Genomic DNA, 3988 nt, shown 5'->3' with positions numbered 1-3988 from the left:
AATCCGCAAAAAGATGAAGAGAGCGTCCTGGAGCAAGGATGCCCTCTTCAATCTCTTTACTCATGTGCGATAGCCCTGCCCCGCAGAGGGGGGAGGGTTCGGGCGCCGGGCTTATCCGCCGACGAGCAAGTCCCTCCGCCCGCTCCGCCGGGCCGCCGCCAGCGCGCTCCCGCCGATCAGTCCGGCCGCGGCGATCAGCCCGATATGCAGCCACATCGGATCCGCCGCGACGACGCTCCCCTTGGCCCGGTCGTCGAACCGCCCGTGGGCGCCGTGGTCGCGGCGGGCATCGACCGGCTCGAACAGGTTGTCGGGCCGGCCTGCCTGCGCCTTCTGAGACGTCATCTCGCCGCGATAGCCGTGGCGGGCGAGGTAGTGGTCGCTGAACGCGGGCGCGGCTTGCGCGCCGAAGATCGCGAGCCAGGACGGGGTGCCGATCCAGAGTTCGCGCGGCGCATCGTGGGCGGCGCGCACGATCTCCTCGGCGATCGCCTCGGGCTGGAAGATCGGCGGCACCGGCTCGAGCCGGCGCGGCAGGCGCGAGCGGGCCCAGTCGAATTGCGGCGTGTTCACCGCCGGCAGTTGCACCATGGTCAGCCGGATCCGGCTACGGTGGTGCAGCAATTCCGTGCGCAGGCTGTCGACGAAGCCGCGCACCGCCGACTTGGCGGCGCAATAGGCCGATTGCAGCGGGATCGACCGGTAGGCGAGCGCCGAGCCGACATGCACGATGGTGCCGCGATCCGACGCCTTCATGTGGCGGAGCGCCGCGAGCGTGCCGTGGACCTGGCCGAGATAGGTGACCTCGGTGACGCGCCGGAATTCTTCCGGGCTCGTGTCCGCCACCTCGGCGTAGACCGTCACCATCGCGTTGTTGACCCAGACGTCGATGCCGCCGAACTCCTGTGCGAAGGCGTCCGCCGCCCGGTCGAGAGCCGCCGGATCGGCGACGTCGGCGCGGTAGCCGAGCGCCTGGCCGCCGACCGCCCGCACCTCCTCGACTGCCGCCTCGATCCCGGCCCGGCCCCGCGCGACGATGCCGACGTTCCAGCCCCGGCGCCCGAAGGCGACCGCGACGGCGCGCCCGACGCCGGCGCTGCCGCCGGTCACCACGACGGTGGGGCGCGTTGTTCCGCTCATGCGACTGCTCCTGCTGACACCTGCGTCAGCCCCGACAACGCGCGCGGCGGCGTTCGGGTGCAGCGACGGAAACCGCAGGGGATGTGCCGGATCGGCGGGCAGGCTGCCCGCTATTATGTCTATACACAAAGGCGGGGCGACGGTACGACAGGCGAGGCTTCAGGCGGGAGGGGACGATGAGGGCGGTTGCCGCAGGTTTGGTCGGAGCGGTCGCGCTGGCGCTGACGGCGCAGGCCCAAGAGGCGCAGGCGCAGGAGACGAAGGTGACGGTCGGCCTCAGCGGCTGGACCGGCTTCGCGCCCCTGACGCTCGCCAAGGAAGCCGGCATCTTCAAGAAGAACGGCCTCGACGTCTCCCTGAAGAAGATCCCGCAGGCGAGCCGCCACCTCGCCATCCGCTCCGGCGACGTGCAATGCGCCGCCACCACGGTCGAGACCTGGGTGGTGTGGAACGCCAACGGCGTGCCGACGAAGCAGATCTTCCAGCTCGACAAGTCCTACGGCGCCGACGGGCTCGCCGTCCGCAACGACGTCGCGGCGATCAAGGACCTGAAGGGCAAGACCGTGGCGGCCTCGGTGCCCGGCACCGCGCCCTATTTCGGCCTCGCCTGGATCCTCAAGGCCAACGGCCTGTCGCTCAAGGACGTCAAGGTCGTCAATCTCGAGCCCGGCCCCGCCGCGCAGGCCTTCATCGCCGGCCAGAACGACGCCGCGATGACCTACGAGCCCTATCTCTCCTCGGTGCGCGCCGCGCCGCAGGCCGGCAAGATCATCGCCACCACCCTCGACTACCCGATGGTGATGGACACCTTCGGCTGCACCCCCGAATTCCTCGACCAGAACCCGAAGGCCGCCAAGGCCCTCGCCGACAGCTACTTCGAGGCGCTCGACATGATCGCCAAGGATCCCCAAAAATCCTACGAGATCATGGGCGCCGACGTGAAGCAGACCGGCGAGGCCTTCGGCAATTCCGCGAAGTTCCTGCGCTGGCAGGACCGCGCCGCCAACAAGGCGTTCTTCAACGGTGAGATCCAGAAATTCTCCGAACAGGCGGCCGACCTGCTGCTCGAGATCGGTGTGATCCGGCAGAAGCCCGACATCGCCGGGCTCTCCGACGGCCGTTACGTGCAGTGAGGGACTTGCAGTGAGACACGTGAAGTGAGGCACCTGCGTCCGCTGCAGCCGGTCGGCGGGCCGGCGAAGGTCGTCCTCGGCCTGAGCTTCTTCGTGCTGTTCGTGGCGGCCTGGGCCGCCGCGACCCTCGGGGGGCTCGTCCCCAAGACCTTCCTGGCCGATCCGGTCACGATGGTCCAGGACGGCTGGCTGCTGCTGACCCGGTTCGACTTCCTGTCGGATATCGGCGTCACGGTGTGGCGGGTGGTCGGCGGCTTCCTGCTCGCCTGCCTGGTGGCGGTGCCGCTCGGCGTGATGATGGGCGCCTACAAGCCGGTCGAGGCGTTCTTCGAGCCGTTCGTCTCCTTCGCCCGCTACCTGCCGGCCTCGGCCTTCGTGCCGCTGCTGATCCTGTGGGCCGGCATCGGCGAGACGCAGAAGCTCCTCGTGATCTTCATCGGCTCGGTCTTCCAGCTGATCCTGATGATCGCGGTCGCGGTCGGCAACGTCCGGCGCGACCTCGTCGAGGCGGCCTACACGCTGGGGGCCAGCGACACCGGCATCATCCGCCGGGTGCTCCTGCCCGCAACCGCCCCGGAGATCGCCGAGATCCTGCGCCTCGTGCTCGGCTGGGCCTGGACCTACGTCATCGTCGCCGAGCTGATCGGCTCCTCGTCGGGCATCGGCCACATGATCATCGAGAGCCAGGCGCTGCTCGCCACCGGCCAGATCATCTTCGGCATCATCGTCATCGGGCTGATCGGCCTCGTCTCGGACTTCCTGTTCAAGGCGGCGAACCGGCTCCTGTTTCCCTGGAAGCTCGCCTGATGCGGGACAGTATCGAGGTCGCGGTCGAGGGCGTGTCGCGGACCTTCCCCGGCCATCGCGGCGCCAAGCCCGTGCAGGCGCTCAGCCCCACCGACCTCACGGTGGCGAAGAACGACTTCATCACCATCCTTGGTCCCTCGGGCTGCGGGAAGTCGACGCTCTTGCGCATCATCGCCGGGCTCGACCGGCCGAGCGCCGGCCGCGTGCTGATCGAGGGGCGTGAGGTCCGTGGGCCCGGTCCCGACCGGGGCATGGTGTTCCAGTCCTACACCCTCTTTCCGTGGCTCACCGTGGCCGAGAATATCGGCTTCGGCCTGCGCGAGCGCGGCGTACCGGCGCCTCAGCGCCGCGAGATCGTCGCGGCCTATCTCGACAAGGTGGGCCTGCGCGGCTTCGAGGGGCACTATCCCAAGCAGCTCTCCGGCGGCATGCAGCAGCGCACCGCCATCGCCCGGGCGCTCGCCAACGATCCCGCCATCCTGCTCCTCGACGAGCCGTTCGGGGCGCTGGACAACCAGACCCGCGGGCTGATGCAGGAACTCCTGCTCGGCATCTGGGAGCGCGAGCGCAAGACGGTGATCTTCGTCACCCACGACATCGAGGAGGCGATCTTCATGGCCTCGCGGGTGATCGTGATGACCGCCCGCCCCGGGCGGATCAAGGCCGACGTGCCGGTCGATCTCGGCCATCCGCGCCACTACACGATCAAGACGAGCCCCGACTTCTCGCGGTTGAAGGCGCAGCTCACCGAGGAGATCCGGGCCGAGGCGGTGCTGGCGGCCCGGGAGCATTGAGGATTATCGAAGGGCTTCTAGAGCGCTTCACGATCGCGTTGCAATCGCGAAGCTCTCTAGGTCTTTGACTTTGCCGCATTTTCTACGACGAACCGGCATCCACTTCGTCGGAAA

The 3988-nt window shown here is 68.6% G+C and carries 4 protein-coding genes; 3 read left to right on the top strand and 1 reads right to left on the bottom strand.

Translation table 11 applies throughout. The features are described 5' to 3' along the window. Nucleotides 1-111: 111 nt before the first annotated feature. The gene (locus ABZT49_RS05400; protein ID WP_355284032.1) at nt 112-1140 is read right to left on the bottom strand and encodes an SDR family oxidoreductase; all 1029 of its coding nucleotides are present in this window, start codon (nt 1138-1140) and stop codon (nt 112-114) included. Nucleotides 1141-1316: 176 nt separating this feature from the next. On the opposite strand from ABZT49_RS05400, the gene ABZT49_RS05395 reads away from it, so the two are divergent. From ABZT49_RS05395 to ABZT49_RS05385, 3 genes are read left to right on the top strand one after another with little or no spacing between them, the layout of a single operon-like run. After that, nucleotides 1317-2273, top strand: a complete 957-nt coding sequence (locus ABZT49_RS05395) for an ABC transporter substrate-binding protein (protein ID WP_355284029.1) — start codon at nt 1317-1319, stop codon at nt 2271-2273. A gap of 33 nt (nt 2274-2306) precedes the next feature. Continuing rightward, the gene (locus tag ABZT49_RS05390) at nt 2307-3080 is read left to right on the top strand and encodes an ABC transporter permease (RefSeq protein WP_109975128.1); all 774 of its coding nucleotides are present in this window, start codon (nt 2307-2309) and stop codon (nt 3078-3080) included. After that, nucleotides 3080-3874, top strand: a complete 795-nt coding sequence (locus ABZT49_RS05385; protein WP_355284027.1) for an ABC transporter ATP-binding protein — start codon at nt 3080-3082, stop codon at nt 3872-3874. Before ABZT49_RS05390 ends, ABZT49_RS05385 begins: the two co-directional genes overlap by 1 nt. The last annotated feature ends 114 nt before the right edge of the window (nt 3875-3988 follow it).

Source organism: Methylobacterium sp. EM32, from assembly GCF_040593685.1.
In the GTDB taxonomy this organism is placed as follows: Bacteria; Pseudomonadota; Alphaproteobacteria; order Rhizobiales; family Beijerinckiaceae; genus Methylobacterium.
Note: the sequence above shows the minus strand (reverse complement) of the source record. Positions and strands in the feature narration are given on the sequence as shown.